The organism is Streptomyces triculaminicus (assembly GCF_017349075.1).
In the GTDB taxonomy this organism is placed as follows: Bacteria; Actinomycetota; Actinomycetes; order Streptomycetales; family Streptomycetaceae; genus Streptomyces; species Streptomyces triculaminicus.
In genome coordinates, this window is the sequence record NZ_JAFMOF010000004.1 from 586150 (window position 1) to 605378 (window position 19229).

The window sequence follows — 19229 nt, forward strand, 5'->3', positions numbered from 1 at the left end:
GAGTGCACGATGACTGATTCCGTGGCACCGGAGGCGGACTGGGACAAGGCTCCCGGCCTGCTCGACGGCGCGAAGGAGCTCACGCTCGGCCCCGAGGAGTGCGACCTCGCGTACTGGATCACCGAGGTGGCCCAGGGCACGCTCAGGGATCGCGGCGTGACCGGGCACCACGAGAAGGCGATCGTCCCGGAGTTCCTCAAGGAGCCCGGCCCGCTGCGCGAAGCGCTCATCCTGGAGTTCGGCTTCCGCGGGCTCTCCGAGGAGATCGCCACCCGGCTGCTGGGCCACTACGTGCCCATCGCCCCGGGCATCCCCGAGATGGAGTTCTACGCGACCCAGATGCTCGACGAGGCGCGGCACGCCCGCGTCTTCCGCAACCACCTGGTCGAGCTCGGCATGCCCGCCAAGTCCCTGCTGCGGGACATCGACGAGATGGCGGCCGACTACCGGCAGCGCGTGCTCCAGCCGGTGGAGGACTTCACCCTGGAGATCGTCCGGGACCAGGGCGACTTCCTCGGCGGCGTGGCGGTCTTCGCCATCGTCATCGAGGGCGTGCTGGCGCCGGCGGCGGAGCTCAGCGAGCGCAAGTGGACCCCGCTGTCCCCGGCCACGGGAGAGATCTCCCGCGGCACGGCCATCGACGAGATCCGGCACCTGACGGTGGCCAGCACCATCCTGCGCGACCACCTGGTCAAGCGCCCCGAGTACCGTCCGCGGCTGCTGGAGATCCTGCGGGCCGGCGTCGAGCTCTGGGACGCGGTCCCGGACCGGGAGTTCGTCATCCACCGCGAGGAGCTCTTCCAGAAGGGCATGCTCGACCACGCCGACAAGATCGGCGACTACGAGCTGTGGCCCGGCGTGCGCATGCTGGACACCACCCCGGAGCAGCGCTACGACATGGCCGAGCAGTGGACCGACGAGATGGCCGAGGCCCGCATGGCCTACATGGGGCTGCCCGTGGAGGCCCTGGCCTCCCCCGCCGGGGACGCGCGATGAACTCGCCCTCCGGCCCGTCCACCGGGCGCGTCGCGGTCGTCTGCGGAGTCGGCGGGTACGTACCGCCCGGCATCGTCACCAACGAGGACCTGACGGCCCGGCTGGACACCTCGGACGAGTGGATCCGCACCCGCACGGGCATCGCCGCCCGGCACGTCATCGACCCGGGCACGGCCACCTCGGACCTGGCCGTGGAGGCCGGCCGGCGGGCGCTGAAGTCCGCCGGCGACTCCCAGGCCGACGCGGTGGTGCTGGCCACCACCACCCCGGACCAGCCGTGCCCCGCCACCGCACCCCATGTGGCGGCCCAGCTGGGACTGACCGGGGCGGCCGCGTTCGACGTCTCGGCCGTGTGCAGCGGCTTCCTCTACGGGCTGGCCGCGGCCTCGGGTTTGATCGCCTCCGGCACCGCCGAGCGGGTGCTGCTCATCGCGGCGGACGCGTTCACCACCATCATCGACCCCGATGAACGCACCACCGCGGTGATCTTCGCGGACGGCGCGGGGGCCGTGGTGCTGCGGGCCGGCACGGCCGACGAGCCCGGCGCGGTCGGCCGGATCGTCCTGGGCAGCGACGGCGAGCACCACGACCTCATCGAGGTGCCTGCGGGCGGCTCCCGGCAGCGCTCCAGCGGAATCCCGCCCGAGCCGGGCGAGGAGTTCTTCCGGATGCGGGGCCGGGACACCTACCGGATGGCGGTCGAGCGCATGACCGCCGTCTCCCAGCAGGCGGTCGAGAGCGCCGGCTGGCACATGGAGGACGTGGACCGCCTCGCGGCCCACCAGGCCAACGCGCGCATCCTCACGGCGGTCGGCGACCGGCTGGGCATCCCGGACGAGCGGCGGCTGTCCAACATCGAGCGGGTCGGCAACACCGGCGCCGCCTCCATCCCCCTGCTGCTGGCCCAGGCCGCGGAGGAGGGACGGCTGACGGCCGGCCACCGGGTGCTGCTCACCGCCTTCGGCGGCGGGCTGGCCTGGGGCTCGACGGCCCTGGTGTGGCCCGACGTGGCCGCCTGACCGGACCCCGCCGGCCCCGTCACCGCTTCACCGCACCACTTCTTCACCGCTTCACCGCACCACCCCTCACCCTTCATTTCCGGAAAGGAAACACCATGTCCACGATGCTCGAGCAGCTGAAGGAAATACTCGTCAGCAAGCTGAAGGTCACCCCCGAGCAGGTCGTCCCCGAGGCCACCCACGAGGAGCTCGAGCTCGACTCGCTGGCCGTGGTCGAGCTCTCGCTCGTGCTGGAGCAGGAGCTGGGCCTCACCATCAGCGACGACGAGCTGCTGGATGCCCCCACCATCGGCGACATGGTCGCCCTGATGGACGAGCGGAGTGCCAAGGTCTGATGGCCGGGATCGATGTCGCTGTCACCGGACTCGGCCTCGTCACCCCTGGCGGCATAGGGGTCGGGCCGAGCTGGGCGGCGGTGTGCGGCGGGCGTTCGCCCGCCGCCGTCGACCCCGCCCTCGAGGAGAACACCGTACGGATCTCGTGCCGGGTTCCCGACTTCCGGCCCGATGACCTGCTCGGTGCGCGTCGCGCGTACCGCCTGGACCGGTTCGTGCAGTTCGCACTGGTGGCCGCCCGGGAGGCCATCGACGACGCCGGGCTCGACCCGAAGACCTGGGACGGCGCCCGGGTCGGGGTCGTGCTCGGCTGCGCCGACGGCGGCCCCGGCACGGTGGAGGAGCAGCATCACGTGCTGCGGCACAGCGGGGCCACCCGGGTGTCGCCGCTCCTCCTGCCCATGCAGTTGCCCAACATGCTGGCCGGTCAGACGGCCATGGAGTTCGGGGCCACCGGCCCCAACCTGGTGGTCGCCACGGCCTGTGCCTCGGGCGCCACCGCCATCGGCACGGCCCGGGACCTGCTGGCGCTCGACCGCTGCGACGTCGTTCTGGCGGGCGGCAGCGAGGCGATGATCACCCCGTTGGTGATGGCCGGCTTCGCGCAGATGGGGGCCCTCTCCAAGCGCGAGGACGACCCCACCCGCGCCTCCCGTCCCTTCGACGCCGACCGCGACGGCTTCGTCGCGGGCGAGGGGGCGGGGGTCCTCGTCCTGGAGCGGGTCGCGGACGCCCGGGCCCGTGGGGCCCGGGTACGCGGCCGGATCGTCGGGTACGGCGCGTCCGCGGACGCCCATCACATGACGAGCCCGCACCCGGAGGGTACGGGTGTCGAGGACGCCCTGCGCTCGGCCCTGGCCGACGCTGGCGCCGGGACGGGCGACGTCGGGCACGTCAACGCCCATGGCACCTCCACGCCCCTGAACGACCTCGCGGAGGCGCGGGTGCTCAAGCGGGTGCTCACCTCGGACCCGCTGGTGACGTCCACGAAGGGGGTGACGGGGCATCTGCTGGGCGCGGCCGGTGCGGTGGAGGCCGCGTTCTCCGTCCTCGCCATGGAGCAGAGTCTGGTGCCGCCCACCGCCAACCTGGGCACGCTCGACTCCCGGATGGAGATCAAGGTCGCCGACTCCCCGACGGTCCTGCGCACGGATCTCACGCTGAGCAACTCCTGTGGATTCGGAGGGCAGAACGTCGTCCTGGCCATCGCGGCGGCCTGACGCCCGTAGCAGAGCCCACCCCACGCCGCCCGTTCCCCCGGCCTCCGCCGAGGGAGCGGGCGGCTTGGCGTATGCGCCCGCTCTGGTGCCCGCCGACCCGGCCCGCGGGCGCTACGGCGGGCGTACGGGCGCGGCACGCACGATGCGGGGGCGCCTCCTGGTGGGAGGCGCCCCCGCATGGGTGTTCGCGCTGTCTGGGACGGTGTGCCGCCGGAACCTGTGCACCGCACGCACGGCGGCGGCCCGTCAGACCGCCTCGAGCAGGGCGGACCGGGCGTCGCCGGTCGTGCTCAGCGCCGGGTGGTGCGAGAGGATGGCGTGCTCCACGCGGCGCAGCGCCGGGGAGGGCTCGACGCCCAGCTCCTCGGAGAGGCGGTGCCACATGCGGCGGTAGGTGTCCAGGGCGTCGGCCTGGCGTCCGGAGCGGTAGAGGGCGATCATCAGCTGCTCGCAGAAGTACTCGCGCAGGGGGTTCCCGGCGTGCACCTCGCGCAGTTCGGCGAGGATGGCGGCGTGATGGCCGGCCTTGAGCTCGGCGTCGAAGAACAGCTCCAGGGCGCGCATGCGGTATTCCTCGTAGCGCGCGGCGGCTGTCTGGCAGACCGGTCCGCCCGTGTGGCCGCCGAAGACCGGTCCGCGCCACATCGCGAGCGCCGTGCGCGTGAGCGCCGCCGCCTCGTCCCGGCCCGTTCCGCTGGCCGCCTCGGCGCGTCTGACCAGGGAGATGAACTCGGCCGCGTCGAGCTCTCCGGCCTCGAGGGAGAGCCGGTAGCCGGAGGGGTGGATGCTCAGGCGCGAGGCCGGCCGTTCGCTCTCGAGGCCCTTCAGGCGCCTGCGCAGCCTGCTGACGTGCGCCTGGAGGGCGTTGGCCTCGTTCTCCGGGACCGACTCCCCCCACATTTCGTTGATCAGGGTGTCCCCCGCGATGGCCTGTCCCTCGCTGACGAGTAACGCCTGCACCAGCGTGCGTTGCAGACCTCCTGGGATCTCCGCCGGACCACTGGGGGTGCGGATCTCCAACGCTCCGAGTATCGAGAAGCTCAGCACGACTGTCTCCCTTGCCGCTCTGTGCAGTGGATGAGGATGTGGCGCTCGTTCCGGACGGTTCGCCCTTGGACGGGCCGTGGCTCCTGGCTCGTCGGCCGGGCCCGAGCGGATGCGTTCGCCGCTCGAACGGCGGGCGTGCATGGCTGTTCGACGCGCACGACGCGATCGGCCCTTCCTCTCCTGGCAGGACCCTTGAAGAAATATTACTTCACGACGGTATTTTTTCCCATCCCACCGCGCCGGCGTGTCGAACACACCGCCGATGTCAGGGTCCGTGGTGAAGAAGCCGCAGGTCAGACGCGGTTGGCGACGAACTGTCGCAGAGCGCGGACATGCCCGGGAAGGTGGTCATGGGTGCGGACGGTGATCACATCCACCCACTTGAGCTCGCCGGCGAAGACCTCGCGGCCCCCGCGGTCGACCAGCCGGACCGCGACGTCGGACAGCGCCATGTCCCAGGGCATCCGGCCGACCAGCTCCAGGAGTTGGGCGGCGCCGTGCCGGAGGGTCGCCACCCGTTCAGCATGCGTAGAGGAGGCGATCGCCGCGGCGATCGCCTCCCGGGACATACAGCCGTCGTTGTCGACGCGCGCCTTCTCACCGGCCATCAGGGCACGGGCGGCGCGGGTGAGCATGCGGTCGGTGAGCGCGATATGCGTGAGGAGCCAGTCGGCCGCCGTGCGGTCGGCGTCCCCGATCACCCTCCCCCTCGCGGTGAAGGCCTCGACGGCGGCCAGCAGTTCCTCATAGGCGCGGGCGAGATCTTTGGTATCCACGGGGACACTCCGGTGCGACGGGAACAGGCGGACGTCATCTGGCGGGACCGCCGCGGCGCGACGGCCACAAAAAGGTCTCGGTGGGCCGTATCTCCGCAATACGGCCCACCGAGACGTTACGCCCGACACCGGCCCGGGGGAAAGCCTGGCGAAGGGCAGACGCAAGGGGTTTCCGGGCGGCACCGTCTCCCGACCGAAAAACCCCGGCACGACGAATTCCTTTCACACACCCCCTGCGGAAATATCTTTGATTCGAATATCCGGCGGAGAGGGCAGGATTCGAACCTGCGTGGGCCGTAGACCCGGCCGGAGCTGCTGCTCCGACCCCCGATAAACCACTCCGGGCACCTCTCCTCGCTCCCGGCCCCGGCCTCCCGGCGCCGTTCACAGGAACTACATTGACATCCCGCTCTGATATCCGGCTGACGCACTGCTGACATGCATTCAATCCGCCATAATCCCTTCCGATTCACGCCCGGAACGTGCTCTACTCTCCCCATCGCAATTCTTCGAGAAGGGGACATCGACGTGTCCGCAATTGTCGACGCGGACAGCCCGATTCTGCGGGCCGTCCGTACGCACACCCAGGCGGAGAACGCCAGCTCGTTCCTGGCACTGAACACCGGCAACAGCGTATTCACGGTCCCGGACCTCGACGGCGTGATCGTCTACCGCCGGACGGGCCGGTACGCGGTCCAACTCGGCGGGCCTTTCGCCGCACCGGACGCGTACGACACCCTGCTCGACCGCTTCCACGAGCACGTCCGGGAACAGGGACTGCGGCCGGTCGGCGTGCAGCTGCAACGCCACGACGCCGAGCGCTATGCCGCCCGCGGATTCACCGTGAACCAGATGGGCGCGTCCTGGGCGGTGCGCCTCCCCGAATTCAGCCTGCGCGGCAGCCGCTTCATGCAGTTGCGCAACAAGATCTCGCGGGCGTTCCGCAACGGCCTGCAGGTCGAGGAGGTGCCCGCCGAGAACTGCCGCGAGGCCCTCGCCGCCATCGACAACGCCTGGCTGGGCTCGAAGGGGGAGCAGGCCCGCCCCCTGGAGTTCCTGGTCGGGCAGGTGGGTGGCGACGCCCAGCGGCACCGGCGGCTGTTCGTGGGAACGATCGACGACGCCCCGGTCGCCTACATCTCCTACTCCCCCGTCTTCGGCACCCGGGCCGGCTGGATGCACGACCTCAGCCGGCGCGTTCCCAGCGGCTCCCCCGGGCTGATGGAGGCCATCAACTCCTTCGCCATCGAGCGGTTCCGCGAGGAGGGGGTGGAGTGGCTGCACTTCGGCTTCACGCCCTTCACCGGCCTCGACGTGAGCAACGAACTTCCCGGTCACAGCCCCGCGTTCCAGTGGCTGATGCACTTCCTGTGGGAGCACGGCGAGGGGCTCTACCCGGCACAGACCCAGCTGACCTACAAGCACAAGTGGGCCCCCGACGCGACCCTCCCCGAGTACGTCGCGTTCGACGGCGGGGCGTCCCTCGCGGCCTTCGCCCACATCTTCCGCGCCTGCAACGCGTTCTGACCCACCGACCCGGCTCCGACCGGCCCGCAAGGAGGCAGTCATGATCCAGGAGAGCAGCACCGACGTCCTGAGGCAGTCGATGGTCGACTACCTGATGCGCATCATCGGGCTTCCCGACGACGAGGCGCTCGCCCAAGAGGCGGACGACGTCGTACGCACCCTGGACGCCCGGCTCGAGGCCGAGCGGCACGCCGTGGCCTGACCGGATCCGCCGCAGCGGAAAGCCGGCGCGGAAGGCCGTCACAAAAAGCCGCCGCGAGCACGGTCTCGCGGAAATGCACCGCAACCCATCCGTCGCGTCGCTGGTCAGCCGATCATCAGCGCCGTATCAGCACAGCGCGGAAAGCTTCGCCGCAACTGTCCTGCCCGGAAATGGTTGCGGCCCCGCCGTTCCAGACCGGGCGCCTCGTCCAAGGGGAGCACACCCAATGCAATCTCCGCACGTCGATCAAACGAAACCCGGGAACGTCACGTCGCTCGACGGGCGCCGTGACACCCCGGCCGCGGCCCAGGCGCCGCGCACCGGGGCCTCGGCCACATTCTCCGAGCTGCTGAAGAGGGTGAAGGCCGAAGGCCTGCTGAATCTCGATCCGCGTTATTACGCCTGGCGGCTGACGCTGAACACCACTTTGATCCTGGCCGGCCTCGGCGCCTTCTTCTTGATAGGCGACTCCTGGTGGCAGCTGCCGGTGGCGGTGTGGATGGGCCTGTGCGGCGGCCAGAGCGCCTTCATGTGGCACGACGCCGGGCACAAGGCCATGTTCCGCAACAAGAAGGCCGCGTCGGCCGTGGGCTACTTCCACGCCAACTTTGTCAACGGCGTCAGCTACGGCTGGTGGGTCAACCACCACAACCGCCACCACAGCAACCCCAACCACCTGGACTTCGACCCCGACATCGGCCGGCGCACCGCCATCTTCGACATCAAGCAGTACGCCACCCGCAAGGGCACCCAGCGGTTCGTGGTGCGCTACCAGAGCGTCCTCTTCTTCGTGCTGCTGGTCCTCGAATCCTTCAAGATGCACAAGACCGCGGTGAAGTCGATCGCGCAGGGGCAGACGAAGAACCCGGTTCTGGAGTCCGTCCTGCTCGCGCTCCGGATCGCCATCTACCTGACGGCCGTCTTCACCCTGCTCTCGCCGGTGCTGGGCGTGGTGTTCATCCTGGTCCAGCAGGCCGCGCTCGGCGTCTACTTCGGCCTGATCTTCGCCCCCAACCACAAGGGCATGGCGGTCCGGGACGGCGAGGAGGAGACGCTGGACTGGCTGGAGCGCCAGGTGCTCACCTCGCGCAACATCCGCCCCTCCTGGTTCATCGACTTCCTCTACGGCGGCCTCAACTACCAGGTGGAGCACCACCTGTTCCCGGCCATGCCGCAGAAGAACCTGGCCCGGGCCCGCGAGCTCACCCGCGAGTACTGCGCCGAGCGCGGCGTCCCGTACCACGAGGTGGGGTTCTGGGCCTCCTACCGCGAGGTCGCCTCGTACCTCCACGAGGTCAGCGCGCCCGTACGCCGGGGTGAAGTGGACCGCGACGGCCGTCTGGCGGCCTGATGCCGGGCGGCCGGCCACCGGGCCGGCCGCCTTTCCTCCCCGCCCCCGCCCAGGAGTCAACGTCCCCCATGTCCGAGATCACCATCACCAAGACCGGAACCCGGCCGGCCGCCGCCGCGTCGGTCGGCGAGCGGCTCGACCGCATGCCGATCACACCGGTCCATCGCAGGCTCACCGCCGTCGTCGGCGTCGGCCTGCTCTTCGACACCTTCGAGAACAACCTCTCGGGGACCGTCTCCAAGGTCCTCCAGAACGACTTCGCCTTCGGGGCCACGACGCTCAAGCTGGTCCTGGCCTCGGCCTTCATCGGGCAGTTCATCGGCTCGCTCGTGCTGGGCCGGGTCGCGGACCGGTACGGCCGCCGCCGGGCGTTCCTGATCAACCTCGCCCTCTACTCGGGCTTCTCCCTGCTGGGCGCGTTCTCGCCGAACGCCACCTGGCTGATCGTCACCCGGTTCCTGGCGGGCATCGGCATCGGCGCCGAGCAGTCGCTGTCGGACATCTACCTGGCGGACGTCCTGCCCGCGTCCAAGCGCGGCAGATACACCGCCTGGGCCTACACGATCGCCTTCTGCGGTGTACCCGCCGTGGGCTTCGCGGCGTTGTGGCTGGTCCCCCTGTCACCGCTGGGGATCGACGGCTGGCGCTGGCTGTTCATCGCCGGGTCGCTCGGCTCCGCGGTGGTGTGGATCCTGCGCCGCCGGCTGATCGAGTCCCCGCGCTGGCTCGCCGCGGTGGGCCGGCGCGAGGAGGCCGAGCGTCTGGTGGCCGCCATGGAGGCCGAGATCCCCGCCGCCGCCCGCACCACCACCGCCACCGCGCCGGCCCCGGCGCCGGTCCCGGCGGCCGAGGGGCCCGTCGCCGACGGCCCGGCCCCGGAGAAGCCACGGCTGAGCTCGGTGTTCCGGGCGCCCTTCCGCCGCCGCACGATCATGCTCTGGCTCGTCTGCGTCCTGTCGGTCGTCGGCTACTACGGCTTCGGCTCGCTCGCCCCGCAGATCCTGGCCGCCAAGGGATACGGCATCGTGGCCGGACTGGGCTACACGGCGCTGTCGTTCCTGGGCTACCCCATCGGCTCCGCCCTCTCCCTCCCGGTCATCGACCGCGTGGAACGCAAGGTGCTGGTCGCGCTCTCCGCCGGCGCGATGGTGCTGACCGGCCTCGGCTTCGCCTACGCCGGATCCCCGCCGCTGCTGGTCCTGTCCGGGTTCGGATACACGCTCGCCAGCAACGTCTTCGCCAACGTCTCCCACGTCTACATGGCCGAGCAGTACCCCACCGCGATCCGCGCGGCCGCCTCCGGCCTCGCGTACTCGCTGTCCAAACTCAGCGCCGCCGCCCTGCCGTTCGCCCTGCTGCCGGTGCTGGATTCCTACGGGGCCGGGCCGCTCTTCGGCGTGATCGCCGCGGCCATGTCGCTGCTGGCCGTGACCGTGCTGGTCCTCGGCGAGCGCACCACGGGCGAGTCCGTGGACCGCCCCTCGTCCTGACACCCCCCTCCGCCCGCCACCCCGCATCCGCACGAGAACAGGGAACCGATCGCCATGAGCAGCACACTCGCCGGGAAGCGCGTCCTCGTCACCGGCGTCCTCACCGAGTCCTCGATCGCCTTCCAGGCCGCGAAGATCGCCCAGAACGAGGGCGCCGAGGTCATCCTGACCGGCTTCGGCCGGCTCGCGCTCGTCGAGCGCATCGCCCAGCGCCTGCCCAAGCCCGCGCCGGTCATCGAGCTGGACGTCACCGATCAGGAGCACCTCGACGGGCTCGCCGACAAGGTCCGTGAGCACCTGGGCGAGGGCGTCGCTCTCGACGGCGTCGTGCACTCCATCGCCTTCGGCCCGCAAGGCGTCTTCACCTTCCTGGACGCCTCCTGGGAGGACGTCTCCACGGCGGTGCAGGTCTCGGCGTACTCCTACAAGTCGCTGTCGATGGCCCTGCTGCCGCTGATGCGCGAGGGCGCCTCGATCGTGGGTCTGACCTTCGACGCGCAGATCGCCTGGCCGAAGTACGACTGGATGGGTGTGGCCAAGGCCGCCCTGGAGTCCACCAACCGCTACCTCGCGCGCGATCTGGGCCCCAAGGGCATCCGCTGCAACCTGGTCTCGGCCGGCCCCATCAAGTCGATGGCCGCCAAGTCCATCCCGGGCTTCGAGGAGCTCGCGGACGTGTGGAACCACCGCGCCCCCATCGGCTGGGACCTCACCGACCCCGAGCCGGCCGGCCGCGGCGTCGTCGGTCTGCTGTCGGACTTCTTCCCCCGCACCACGGGCGAGATCGTCCACGTCGACGGCGGCGTGCACATGATGGGCGCCTAGCACCCACTCGCCGGGCGGAGTCCGGCGCAGCGGTCCGAAGCCTGTGAGGCCCCCCAGGGCCGATCAGTGCGAGGGCGGCGTGCAGAAACGGTCGGCGGCGTACACATGATGGGCGCCTGAGCGTACGTCCGGAACCCGGCCCCCGGCGGCTGCCGCCGAGGGCCGGGTTCGTGCGTGTGCGGGGTGAGCCACTAGAGTGACGCTCCGTGGCTGCACGACCATTGAACGAGATCGTCGAACCGGGCTGGGCCAAGGCGTTGGAGCCGGTGGCCGGGCGCGTCGCCGCGATGGGCGACTTCCTGCGGGCCGAGATCGGCGCGGGCCGGACCTATCTGCCCTCGGGGGCGAACGTGCTGCGGGCCTTCCAGCAGCCGTTCGACGACGTGAGGGTGCTGATCGTGGGGCAGGATCCCTACCCCACCCCCGGCCACGCGGTCGGACTCAGCTTCTCCGTGGCGCCCGAGGTGCGCCCGCTGCCCGGCAGCCTGGAGAACATATTCCGTGAACTGCACACCGACCTCGGCCTGCCCCGGCCGTCCAACGGCGACCTGACGCCGTGGACGCGACAGGGCGTCCTGCTGCTCAACAGGGCGCTGACCACGGCCCCTCGCAAGCCCGCCGCGCACCGCGGCAAGGGGTGGGAAGAGGTCACCGAGCAGGCGATCCGCGCGCTGGTGGCGCGCGGCCGCCCCATGGTGGCGGTGTTGTGGGGGCGCGACGCGCGCAATCTGCGGCCGCTGCTGGAGGGGGTGCCGTGCGTGGAGTCCGCGCACCCCTCGCCCATGTCCGCGGACCGCGGCTTCTTCGGCTCACGGCCCTTCAGCCGGGCCAACGACCTTCTGACGCGCCAGGGTTCGGCCCCGGTGGACTGGCAGCTGCCCTGACCCCGTCCGGAGCGGTAGGGTGCGCGCCATGTCGCTTCGTACGGGCGCGCACCGCGCCCACGGCCACGGGTGACCGGCGCCGTGGCGGCCGTCCCCGGCGTGGCCGGGCATGTCCTGGGAGTCGACTCCGGGGGCTCGGGCCTGCGGGTCGCCCTGGCTCCGGCCGGCGCCGGCGGGCAAACCCTGACCTGGTCCTCGCCGGTGCCGGTGACCATCGGCGGGCGCGGCATCGACGCGCGGTCCCTGCTCGGGAGCGTGCTGCCCGCGGCGGACGGGCTGCTGCGCGAGGCGGGCGCCCGGGGCTGCGTCGCCGTCTGTGTGGGGGCGGCCGGGATGGCCATGCTCGGGGACGATCTGCGGGCCGTGCTGCCCGCCGCCCTGCGCGACGCGCTGGGGACGGACCACCTCGCCCTGGCCTCCGACGCCGTGACCGCCTACGCGGGCGCCCTGGGGCAGCGGCCCGGCGTCGTCGTCGCGGCCGGCACCGGGCTCGTCGCCCTCGGCACGGACCTGTCGGCGGGAAGCGGCTGGCGGCGCGCGGACGGCTGGGGTCATCTGCTCGGCGACTGCGGGGGCGGGGCCTGGATCGGCCGGGCCGGGCTCGAGGCGGCGCTGCGCGCGTACGACGGCCGGGCGGAGGGCTCGCCGGCGCTGCTGGCCCGCGCCGAGGCGGTGTTCGGGCCGGCTCCCGGGCTTCCCGGGCTGCTCTACCCGCGGCCGGACCGGCCCGCGGTGCTCGCCTCCTTCGCCCCGGAGGTGGGGCGCCTCGCCCCCGGCGACCCGGTCGCCGCCGGCATCCTGCGCGCGGCCGCCCGTCACATCGCCGCGGCGGCCGCGGCGGCGTGTCCGGCGCCGGCGGCGGACGTGGCGCTGACCGGTGGCCTGTTCGGCCTGGGCGAGCAGTTGATCACGCCATTGCGGAATGAGTTGCGATTGCAAATTCCTCGGGCCCGGCAGGTCGCCGCCGAGGGTGATCCACTGGTCGGCGCGATGACCTTGGCCACGGCACTCGCGAGGAACGATCTGAGGCTTCCCGTCGACGACACGCTGCTCCGGGTCGTTTGCTGATCACATCTGCGCTTATCGTATGAGCCATCGAATAAAACCGGACAGACGTTGTTCAGTTACCCCCCGCCCGAACGTCCGAGCTCCATGAACGACTAACATGCGGCGCCATGAGTTCCCCCACAGGGCCCGTGTCCGGCCTGCCTGTACGAATGCCACGTCCCCGCCAGCCAGGGCGGCATCGGCGGCCGGAGCCCCTGGCCGCACCGGTCGGGGCGCCCCCGCTGGTGCTCGCCGTGCCCGGCACCCCCGACCTCGCCACGCGCCGCCTCGCCGAGGAGATCCTGAGCATCGCCCGCTCCGAGCTCCCCGGACTCGACGCGCGCGTCGGCTACGTGGACGCTGAGGCGGACAGCGAGGGCTTCCCGCCCCTGGACGCCGTCCTGGCCTACGCGGCCTCCCAGCACGCCGCTCGCGCGAGCGAAGCGCGCGAAGAGGAGTCCGCCGAGGACATCTGGGCCCAGGCGCCGGACGCCGTCGTGGTGCCGCTGCTCGCCGGACCGGACAGCGCCGCCCTGCGGCGGATACGTCAGTCCGTCATGAACAGCGGATCCGCGAGCGAGCTCACGGACACGCTCGGCCCGCACCCGCTGCTCGCCGAGGCGCTGCACGTCCGCCTCTCCGAGGCCGGCCTGGCCCGCGCCGACCGCGCTCGACTGTTCACAGTCGCAACGGCAGCCGATGGAATCGTGCTCGCGACGGTCGGCGGCGACGAGGCCGTGCAGGCCGCCGGCATCACCGGCATGCTGCTCTCCGCCCGCCTCGCCGTGCCGGTGCTGGCCGCCGCGCTCGACGAGGACGGTGCCATCGCCCGCGCCGCCGAGCAGCTGCAGGGCTCCGGTTCGCGGAACCTGGCGCTCGCCCCCTGCCTGATCGGGCCCGAGGTCGACGAGACGCTGACGGCGATGGCCGCCAAGGAGGCGGGCTGTGCGGCGGCCGAGCCGCTCGGCGCGTACCCGGCCGTCGGCAAGCTCGTGCTGGCCAAGTACGCCTCGGTGCTCGGGATCGCCACCCAGCCGTCGCCTCAGGGCGCCTCGGCCCACTGACGCACGCCGCGGCCGGTCCCACCGCGCCGCCCGTGCGCCCGTGAGCCGCGCGTACGCCCAGGAGCCCGGCAGACGCCCGGGAGCCCGTACGTCGCGTGAACGCCCGCCTCTGGAGGGGCCTCCGTCACAGGAGGCCCCTCCAGGCGTTCCGGGCCCGGTAGCTCCCGCCCCGGTGTGCGGGGCGCCGTCAGGCGAAGAGCACGCAGGAGGCCGCCGGCAGCGCGAGCGAACCGGCACGCACCGGTATGCCCGTGTCCGGGTCGACGGTGAACCAGGTGACGTCCCCGGAGCGCTCGTTGGCGGCGTACAGCAGCCGTCCGTCCGGGTGGGCGGTCAGGTCACGGGGCCAGTGCCCGCCGCAGTCGGTGGTGGCCCGCAGCTCGAGGCCGTCCCCCGCCGCGTCCAGGGCGAGGGTGGCGATGGTGTCGTCGCCGCGGTTGGCCGCCCACAGGAACCGGCCGTCGGCGGAGACGACGGGCGCCGACGGATAGCTCGGCGAGACCGCTCCCGGGGGCAGGACGCGGGTCTGCGAGACCGGCTCCAGCGTCCCGGCCGAGGCGTCCCACCGGCAGACGGTGACGGTGGGCTCCAGCTCGCCCAGGACGTACACCCGGTGGCCGTCCGGATGGAAGACGAGGTGCCGGGGGCCGGTGCCGGGGCGCAGCGGCGTCTCGCCGTGCGGGCTCGGGGCGCCGGTGACGGGGTCGAGGGCGTGGATCCCCACCGAGTCCGTGCCGAGGTCGACGGCGAGCAGCCAGCGCCCGGAGGGGTCGGGCACGACCGCGTGGGCGTGCGGGGAGGCCTGGCGGTCCGCCACCGGGCCGCGGCCGCGGTGCGGGAGCACCGCCGAGGGTGCGCCGAGCGAGCCGCCCACGCGGACCGGCAGGGCGCTGACGCTGCCGGAGCCGTAGTTGGCGGTGAACAGCCACGGCCCGGCGACGGCGAGGTGGGTGGGGCCGTCGCCCCGCACCGCGACGGGCGCGCCGAGGAGCTCGGGGCGGGCGGGGTCGGCCAGCGAGAACGCGGCGGCGGCGCCCTCGTCCGTCTCGCTGACGGCGTACAGCACGTCGCCGCCGGGCGAGAGCGCCAGATACGAGGGGTTCACCACCGCGTCGGTGGTGTGCATGGGCTTCAGCGCGCCCGTGGCGTCGTCGGCCTCGGCGACCGTCAGTCCCGGGCCGCCCGCCTCGGTGAACGATCCGATGTACGCCCAGCGGCGTCCGTGCTCCGTCGTGCCTGCCATTGCCCGCCCCTCCCGTCGAACCGGCCCGTCGCACTCGACGCTACAGGGTGCCACTGACAGTCACGGAACGTGGCCGGCGGTCAGGCGTCCGCGAAGACCCCGCGCGGCCTGTCGCGCAGAGGCGTGGCCAGCGAGGCGAGCGCGGCCTCGAGGTCGTGGAGGTGGGCGAGGGCGCGCTCGGCGCCGGGGTGGTGCGGCACGCCGTCCGCCGGGGCGGCCGGCACGGTCTCCTCGGGGGCGGCGAGGGCGAGCAGCGCCGTCTCGACCCGCAGGCAGGCGGCCGTCAGCCGGGCGTCGTGGGAGGCGTCGGGGTCGGCGGCCACCTCCGCCAGGCCGCGGACCTGCCGGACGCAGTCGTCCAGATGCGCCATGACCTCGGCCGCCCGGGCGCGGCGCGCCCGCAGCGGGCTGAGCGGGTGCAGCAGCGGCGCCAGCGAGACGCGCACCTTGGCGAGGAGGGTCTCCAGCTCGGCGACGTGCGGGGCGGGGTCGGCGGCGTCGTCTCCCGCGAGCCGGCGCGCGGACACGGCGGTGCAGTGCCGCACGGCCAGCAGCGCCCGGCGGATCCAGGCGTCGGTGGCGGCGTGGGTGGTGACGGGCAGGACGAGGGCCACGGCGAGGGCGGCGGCGCCCGCCCCCACGAGCGTCTGCTCGAAGCGCAGGGCCAGCAGACCGGGGTGGAGCACGCCGAGCAGCCCGTAGAGCAGGCCGGCCATGACGGTCACGAAGAACATCATCCAGCTGTACGAGGGGGCGGCGGTGTAGAAGATGCCGAAGACGCAGACGGCGAGGAGGACAGCGGTGGGCACGGGGGCGCCGTGCAGCGGGACGGCGACCAGGAGGCCCACGACGATGCCGGCGAGCGTGCCGACGACGCGGCGGAAGCCGCGCACGAGGGTCTCGCCGCGCGACGCGGTGTTGACGAAGATCCACCAGGCGGTGCCGACGGCCCAGTACCAGCGCTCGTCCGAGACGAGCTGGCCCACGCCGAGGGCGATGGCGCAGGCGAAGGTGTTCTGGAACGCCAGCCGGGTGGTCGGCCGGGCGAGGCCGCGTCCCGCGAGCGGCGCGGGCCCCGCGGGCGGCGGGGTGCGGCGCTCCACGCACCACAGGCCGAAGCGGACGAGGGCGGACGCGCCGATGGCCATGGCCACGGCCGCGTACAGCCCGGGCAGCCGGTCCGGGACGGCGTGCAGGAACTGCGCGGCGAAGAACATCATGAAGGCGAAGATCCCCAGCGCCTGCCCGCGGGCGCCCCAGCGCCGGGCGTAGACGCCGGCGAGGACGACGGCGAGGAACGCCGCGTCGCGCACCAGGGGGAGGCCGTGCAGCGCCGCCGCCAGGGCGAGCACGGGGAGGCCGACGGCCGGCAGCAGGGCGGTGGTGACCGCCTGACGCCGTACGGTCGGGTCGCCGACCGTGAACAGGGCGAGGAGCGCGGCGAGGCCGCCGAGGATCACCGCGGGCAGCGGCAGTCCGGCGAGCTGGGCGGCGGCGACGGACAGGCCCACGCCCAGCACGGCGCGCACGCCCGTGCGCAGCCTGAGCCGGCCGGGGTCCGGCGCCACGAACAGCCTCTTGAGCACCTCTTCCGGTCCCCCCTCTGTGAGTACGCCTCTGTGAGTACGCGCAATAAAAGAGGCGCCGCGGGGATCCGCAGCGCCATCGACAGGGACATCAAAACATCCTGTCGCCAGCTGGCTCAACAGACCGCCGTTCGACTGTGCCATTGGCCCAGCAACAGGCCCGCTCGGCCCGCCACCGAGAGGCCAACGGACCAAGGCGCTGACCGGAGAGGCGAAGGCTCACCCTCGTACGGCCCCGCGCCCGTCCAGGGCGTCCAAGGCGTCCAGGGCCTCGAGGACGTCCTGAGGGCCGATGCGCAGCAGGAGGGGGTCGGGCACGGGCGCGTGCGGGTCGCCGGGCGGGCCCGGATGCCACAGCACGCGGTGGCGCGGCGAGGGCGGCGGTCCCCACAGGGCGGGCGCCACGGGGCCGAACAGCGTCACGGTGGGCGTGGCGTGGGCGACCGCGAGGTGGGCGATGCCCGTGTCGCCGCTGACGACCGCGCGCGCGGCGGCCACCAGCGCGGAGAGCGCGGGAAAGGGCAGTCCTCCGGCGAGGGTCCGCGCGCCGGGCACGGCGACGCGGGCCGCCAGCTCCTCCTCGCCGGGTCCGCCGGTGACCACCACGCGGTGCCCGCGCTCCAGCAGGCCGCGCGCCACCGCGGCGTAGCGCTCCGCGGGCCAGCGGCGCGAGGGTGAGCCCGCGCCGGGGTGCAGGACGACCGCGCCGGGCGCCGGGGAGGGGGCGAGGGGCGGGGCCAGGGTCAGGTCGCGGGGGTCGCCGGGGATGCCGTAGAAGCTCAGCAGGCGGCACCATCGCTCGCGCTCGTGCTCGTCCGGCCGCCACCGTGGCCCCTGGAGGCCGGGCGTGCCGGGGTGGGCGAAGGCCAGGAGCCGGCTGGGGGCCAGGGCGGCCAGCAGGCGGTGGCTGGGCGGGCCGTTGCCGTGCAGGTCGACGGCGATGTCCGGTGGTGGCGCGGCCCAGGGCAGCGCGGAGGGTACGGCCCGGCCGGGAGCGGCGGCGGGCAGCAGGGTGTCGACGGCGCCGCAGGCGGCGGCCGGGCCGGCCAGGCCGCCGGGCGCGGCGAGCACGATCTCGTGGCCGGGGCGGGCCGCGCGCAGCGCCCGCAGCGCGGGCACGCCGGCGAGCAGGTCCCCCAGGCCCAGTGCGCGCAGGACCAGCAGGCGGGGGCGGCCGTCGGCGACGGGCCCGGCGAGGGGAATCGCGGAGGGATGACAGAGCGTCACGTCCCGGGCGGATGGAGGGGGTTCGGCACGTGGCGAGCGAGGGGCCGGCACACGGCACCTCCTTCCGCACCGGATCGCGGGGACGCCGCCCGCCTCCCCAGGCTGGCCCGCACGGGCGGCAGGGGCAAGCGGGCGCCTCGAGTGGAGGGATCGACGGCCGTGTGCGACGCTGCTGTGTGAGTCGTTTCGGCTACGGGCGGTATGCGAGCGAAGGCTCCGACCGCCCCTCGGCGCCGCGGACGAAGGCCGCGCGCCGGCCGCCCGGTCACGGACCGGCGGATCCCAATTCCACTCGGTCGACAGGTTTCTCCCCCCACGGACGACGATCCGTGGAAGGGACGACGCCTGCCCGCAGTGCGCGAAGGAACCGGGGCCCGTAAGGAGTGTGACCATGGACGAGCGACGCTGGAACCGTGCGGTGGTCACCGGCGGGGCCGGTTTCATCGGCTCCCACCTGTGCGAGCGGCTGCTGGCCGAGGGCTCCGAGGTGTGGTGCGTGGACAACCTGGTCACGGGCTCCCGGTCCAGCATCGCCCATCTCGAGGGGCGGCCGGGCTTCGTCTTCGTGGAGGCCGACGTCACCGAGCCCGGCGGCCTCGCCTCCATACCCGGGACCGTGGGCCTGGTGGCGCACCTGGCCTGCCCGGCCTCGCCCGCCGACTATCTGCGGCTGCCGATCGAGACGCTCGAGACGGGCAGCAGCGGCACCCGCGCCGCACTGGAGCTTGCCCGCCGCGACGCCGCGCGCTTCCTGCTCGCCTCCACCTCCGAGGTGTACGGAGACCCGCTGGAGCACCCGCAGAGCGAGCGGTACTGGGGCAACGTCAACCCGGTCGGGCCGCGCAGCGTCTACGACGAGTCCAAGCGGTACGCCGAGGCCCTCGTCTCCGCGTACCGGCGCACCCACGGCACCGACACCGCCATCGTCCGCATCTTCAACACCTACGGTCCGCGCATGCGGGCCGGGGACGGCCGTGCCGTACCCACGTTCATCCGGCAGGCGCTCGACGGCGATCCGCTGACCGTGGCGGGGGACGGCGGCCAGACCCGCTCCCTGACGTACGTCGACGACACCGTGGACGGCATCGTCGCCCTCGCCGCCAGCGGCCGCCCGGGCCCGGTGAACATCGGCAGCGGCGAGGAGACCACGATCCTCGAACTGGCCCGTCGCATCGTGGACCTGACGGGGTCGGCCTCCACGATCCGCTTCGTGGAGCGGCCGGCGGACGATCCGGCCAGGCGTCGCCCCGACACGGGGACGGCCCGCCGGCAGCTGGGCTGGGCGCCCCGCGTGGACTGCTCGGTGGGCCTCAAACGGACTGTGGAGTGGTTCATGCGCTCCGCCCTCCCCTAGCGGGTTCCCCACCGTTCCCCGCCGTTCCGACAGCTT

Annotated in this window: 18 protein-coding genes and 1 tRNA gene; 13 read left to right on the forward strand and 6 right to left on the reverse strand. The window is 73.0% G+C overall.

Annotated features, from left to right (window positions below; all coding sequences use genetic code 11):
• The first annotated feature begins 9 nt into the window (after positions 1-9).
• The 4 genes from J1792_RS26225 to J1792_RS26240 all read left to right on the forward strand — a co-directional run bounded on the left by J1792_RS26225 (position 10) and on the right by J1792_RS26240 (position 3570).
• Positions 10-996: a ferritin family protein gene (locus J1792_RS26225; protein WP_086573569.1), complete on the forward strand. Its 987-nt coding sequence runs from the start codon at positions 10-12 to the stop codon at positions 994-996.
• Positions 993-2015: a beta-ketoacyl-ACP synthase III gene (locus J1792_RS26230; RefSeq protein WP_086573567.1), complete on the forward strand. Its 1023-nt coding sequence runs from the start codon at positions 993-995 to the stop codon at positions 2013-2015. The genes J1792_RS26225 and J1792_RS26230 overlap by 4 nt, the downstream gene beginning before the upstream one ends.
• Before the next feature lie 104 nt (positions 2016-2119).
• A complete protein-coding gene (locus tag J1792_RS26235; RefSeq protein WP_207248475.1) occupies positions 2120-2350 on the forward strand; it encodes an acyl carrier protein in 231 nt (76 codons plus the stop codon).
• A complete protein-coding gene (locus tag J1792_RS26240) occupies positions 2350-3570 on the forward strand; it encodes a beta-ketoacyl-[acyl-carrier-protein] synthase family protein (RefSeq protein ID WP_207248334.1) in 1221 nt (406 codons plus the stop codon). The genes J1792_RS26235 and J1792_RS26240 overlap by 1 nt, the downstream gene beginning before the upstream one ends.
• A 246-nt stretch (positions 3571-3816) precedes the next feature.
• Here the strand turns inward: J1792_RS26240 and J1792_RS26245 are convergent, their stop codons facing one another.
• From J1792_RS26245 to J1792_RS26255, 3 genes are all read right to left on the reverse strand, one after another.
• On the reverse strand, positions 3817-4617 hold the full coding sequence (locus tag J1792_RS26245) for an AfsR/SARP family transcriptional regulator (RefSeq protein ID WP_086569096.1): 801 nt from the start codon (positions 4615-4617) through the stop codon (positions 3817-3819).
• A 293-nt stretch (positions 4618-4910) separates the two neighbouring features.
• On the reverse strand, positions 4911-5393 hold the full coding sequence (locus J1792_RS26250; protein WP_086569094.1) for a hypothetical protein: 483 nt from the start codon (positions 5391-5393) through the stop codon (positions 4911-4913).
• Positions 5394-5657: 264 nt separating this feature from the next.
• A tRNA-Cys gene (locus tag J1792_RS26255) sits at positions 5658-5747 on the reverse strand.
• 174 nt (positions 5748-5921) lie between these two features.
• On the opposite strand from J1792_RS26255, the gene J1792_RS26260 reads away from it, so the two are divergent.
• From J1792_RS26260 to J1792_RS26295, 8 genes are all read left to right on the forward strand, one after another.
• Positions 5922-6920: a bifunctional lysylphosphatidylglycerol flippase/synthetase MprF gene (locus tag J1792_RS26260; RefSeq protein ID WP_307843100.1), complete on the forward strand. Its 999-nt coding sequence runs from the start codon at positions 5922-5924 to the stop codon at positions 6918-6920.
• A gap of 40 nt (positions 6921-6960) precedes the next feature.
• Positions 6961-7122, forward strand: a complete 162-nt coding sequence (locus tag J1792_RS26265) for a hypothetical protein (protein ID WP_179198860.1) — start codon at positions 6961-6963, stop codon at positions 7120-7122.
• 226 nt (positions 7123-7348) lie between these two features.
• Complete coding sequence (locus J1792_RS26270; protein WP_086569090.1) at positions 7349-8473, forward strand: fatty acid desaturase family protein; 1125 nt, start codon at positions 7349-7351, stop codon at positions 8471-8473.
• 68 nt (positions 8474-8541) lie between these two features.
• Positions 8542-9963 (forward strand): MFS transporter, encoded by a 1422-nt coding sequence (locus J1792_RS26275; protein ID WP_207248336.1) that lies wholly within the window; start codon positions 8542-8544, stop codon positions 9961-9963.
• 54 nt (positions 9964-10017) lie between these two features.
• Positions 10018-10788 (forward strand): enoyl-ACP reductase FabI, encoded by a 771-nt coding sequence (fabI, locus tag J1792_RS26280; protein WP_086569086.1) that lies wholly within the window; start codon positions 10018-10020, stop codon positions 10786-10788.
• Between the two features lie 206 nt (positions 10789-10994).
• Entirely contained in the window at positions 10995-11672 is a 678-nt protein-coding gene (locus tag J1792_RS26285) for a uracil-DNA glycosylase (protein WP_086569084.1), read from the forward strand.
• Between the two features lie 81 nt (positions 11673-11753).
• Positions 11754-12740 carry an N-acetylglucosamine kinase gene (locus J1792_RS26290; protein WP_307843101.1) on the forward strand — a complete coding sequence of 329 codons (987 nt, stop codon included), beginning with the start codon at positions 11754-11756 and terminating at the stop codon, positions 12738-12740.
• Between the two features lie 107 nt (positions 12741-12847).
• Positions 12848-13783: a sirohydrochlorin chelatase gene (locus J1792_RS26295; protein ID WP_086569082.1), complete on the forward strand. Its 936-nt coding sequence runs from the start codon at positions 12848-12850 to the stop codon at positions 13781-13783.
• 187 nt (positions 13784-13970) lie between these two features.
• On the opposite strand, the gene J1792_RS26300 is transcribed toward J1792_RS26295, so the two are convergent.
• The 3 genes from J1792_RS26300 to J1792_RS26310 all read right to left on the reverse strand — a co-directional run bounded on the left by J1792_RS26300 (position 13971) and on the right by J1792_RS26310 (position 17839).
• A complete protein-coding gene (locus J1792_RS26300; protein WP_207248337.1) occupies positions 13971-15026 on the reverse strand; it encodes a lactonase family protein in 1056 nt (351 codons plus the stop codon).
• 80 nt (positions 15027-15106) lie between these two features.
• Entirely contained in the window at positions 15107-16612 is a 1506-nt protein-coding gene (locus J1792_RS26305) for an FUSC family protein (RefSeq protein ID WP_242705289.1), read from the reverse strand.
• Positions 16613-16831: 219 nt separating this feature from the next.
• On the reverse strand, positions 16832-17839 hold the full coding sequence (locus tag J1792_RS26310) for a glycosyltransferase family 9 protein (RefSeq protein ID WP_242705290.1): 1008 nt from the start codon (positions 17837-17839) through the stop codon (positions 16832-16834).
• Between the two features lie 391 nt (positions 17840-18230).
• Between J1792_RS26310 and J1792_RS26315 the strand changes: the two genes are divergently transcribed.
• Complete coding sequence (locus J1792_RS26315) at positions 18231-19193, forward strand: UDP-glucuronic acid decarboxylase family protein (protein ID WP_086570547.1); 963 nt, start codon at positions 18231-18233, stop codon at positions 19191-19193.
• Positions 19194-19229 lie beyond the last annotated feature (36 nt).